The 2,128-nt window shown below is 36.0% G+C and carries 2 protein-coding genes; both read right to left on the minus strand.

Annotated elements, in window-relative coordinates; translation table 11 throughout:
• Positions 1–76: 76 nt before the first annotated feature.
• Entirely contained in the window at positions 77–1,570 is a 1,494-nt protein-coding gene (locus EZH24_RS10670) for a flavodoxin (protein ID WP_236847173.1), read from the minus strand.
• 32 nt (positions 1,571–1,602) lie between these two features.
• Positions 1,603–2,127, minus strand: coding sequence for a flavodoxin (locus EZH24_RS10675; RefSeq protein ID WP_137999103.1), 525 nt, complete (start codon positions 2,125–2,127; stop codon positions 1,603–1,605).
• Position 2,128: the final 1 nt, after the last annotated feature.

Raw genomic sequence — 2,128 nt, forward strand, 5'->3', positions numbered from 1 at the left:
AGCTCTATAACTCATCAAATATACGAATATAATAAACATTATTATATCGATAAGAATTTTTATTTTTCTTTTCATTTTAATTTCTTTCTCTAACTCCGTTTTCCGCAAGCCATTCTGAAATTCTGCCCGAAAGTCCTCTTCCGCCAGAATAATTAAATTCGAGTCCGAAGCCTACATAAGAATCTTTAACCAATTTTGACAAATCCGAAACGCTATCTCCAAACATAGTTCCTCCATGACTGCTAAACGGAATAATAATTTTTCCTTTTAAATCGTATTCTTCGATAAAAGTAAAAATCGGCATCGGCATCGTAGCCCACCAAGTCGGATAGCCCAAAAGTATAATATCGTATTGGGAAATATTTTGAACTCTTCCGTTTAATCTCGGGCGAACATTTCTGTTTAAATCTATTTGAGAGACTTCGTAAATATTTCCGCGATAAGGTCTTTCCATCCTTATTTCAAATAAATTGCCTCCAGTTTTTTGACGAATAATTTCCGCAGCGTTTTTAGTGTTTCCGCTGTAAGAAAAATAAGCGATTAATATTTTCGGATTCTGCGGCGCTCTTATATTCAAAGAGTAAGTTGTAGTTATTGTGTCGTTTATCGCTTGAGAATTTCTCGCTATACGAAATCCTAAATTTTGGTCTCTATCCATAGGATTTGTAGCCGAACGATAAGCGCTCCTTAAATGTTTTCCAAAATCGTTATAGCCTCCGCCTCTGTTTACTCTGAGAGAACCGCTAATCGCTCCCGCGGGATTTGTGGCATTTCTCGTATCGTAATCTCCGTAATAATCGAAACACCATTCGGAAACATTTCCATGCATATTATAGAGTCCGAATTGATTTGCAGGCAAGCTACTAACATTAACCGTGCTTCCTCTATAACTGCTCGTTACCACGCTCGAATCTCTTCTGCTTACATAATTTTCTTCTATTAAATACGGATAGCTTCCGTGAAAGTTGGCGTTTGCGCTCGTTATTTGATTTCCGTTATTGAATACGGTAGTCGTTCCCGCTCTTGCGGCATATTCCCATTCGGCTTCCGTTAAAAGTCTGTATCCGTTAGCGTTTCTATTCCATCGAACCGTGTTTCCTTCTATAGAATAAACGGGAGTTAGTCCTCGTCTTTCGCTTAATCTGTTGCAATAATTTATCGCGTCAAACCAAGTCACATTTTCTACGGGAAGATTATCGCCCGAAAAATGACTCGGATTATTTCCCATTATTTCCCTATAATCTTTTTGCGTCACTTCGTAAGGGTCGACATAAAAAGAATTTATAGTTACAGAATGTTGAGCTTCGTCTCTATCTCTCTGTCTTTCGCTAATCGGACTTCCCATATTGAAAGAACCGCCTCGTATCAAAATGAGATTGTCTGAAAATTGAGTATAGCTTTGAATGGAATCAATATTTTCTTCTTCCAATTCAAGAGCTTCCATATTTTCTAAATTTTCAAAATTATTTTCCGTTTTCATTTTATTCTCCGTCCTAAATAAATAGATTCCAAAACCTGCGACTAAAATAACTGCGGTTAAGGTTAAAGTTATGATTTTAAATTTTTGCATTTTTCTTCTCCATTTTTTAATTTTATTTAATTTTATAAAATTCTGTTTAACCAATTTTGTAAATTATTTTTTGAATTTCTCGCTTCTCTTCCGTTGATTGAAAATCCTTCCAATATGGTAGAGTTCGGACATAATTCTCTTATACTGTTTATGCTTCGAGCTAAACCTCCGCCTCCATGCGTGCATAAAGGAGCTATTCTTTTACCCGAAAAATTATTTGCAGATAAAAAACTTTTTACCACCAAAGGCAAATCGCTTCCCCAATTCGGATAACCCAATATTATAGTATCGTATTGAGAGATGTCTATATTATTCGCCAATCTTGGAAGAGTGTCGCTTTCTCTTTCTCTTCTATACTGACTAACCGTAGCGTTATAATCGCTTGGGTATCTATTTGCGGGAATTATTTCAAATATATCCGTATTTAGAATTTCCCTTACATATTCCGCCGCTACTCTCGTGTTTCCGCTCCAAGAAAAGTAAACCACCAAAGTTTTACTCGCTTGAGCGTTTAGAAATGCGCCCGTTAAAAATATTAGGCTTGTTAAAAATATTATT

The sequence above is a fragment of the Brachyspira catarrhinii genome, from assembly GCF_005518285.1.
Classification (GTDB): Bacteria; Spirochaetota; Brachyspiria; order Brachyspirales; family Brachyspiraceae; genus Brachyspira; species Brachyspira catarrhinii.

Bases quoted from the DNA above. Each gene is read 5' to 3' on its own strand.
- EZH24_RS10670 (WP_236847173.1), bottom strand. From the start codon at position 1,570: ATGCAAAAATTTAAAATCATAACTTTAACCTTAACCGCAGTTATTTTA.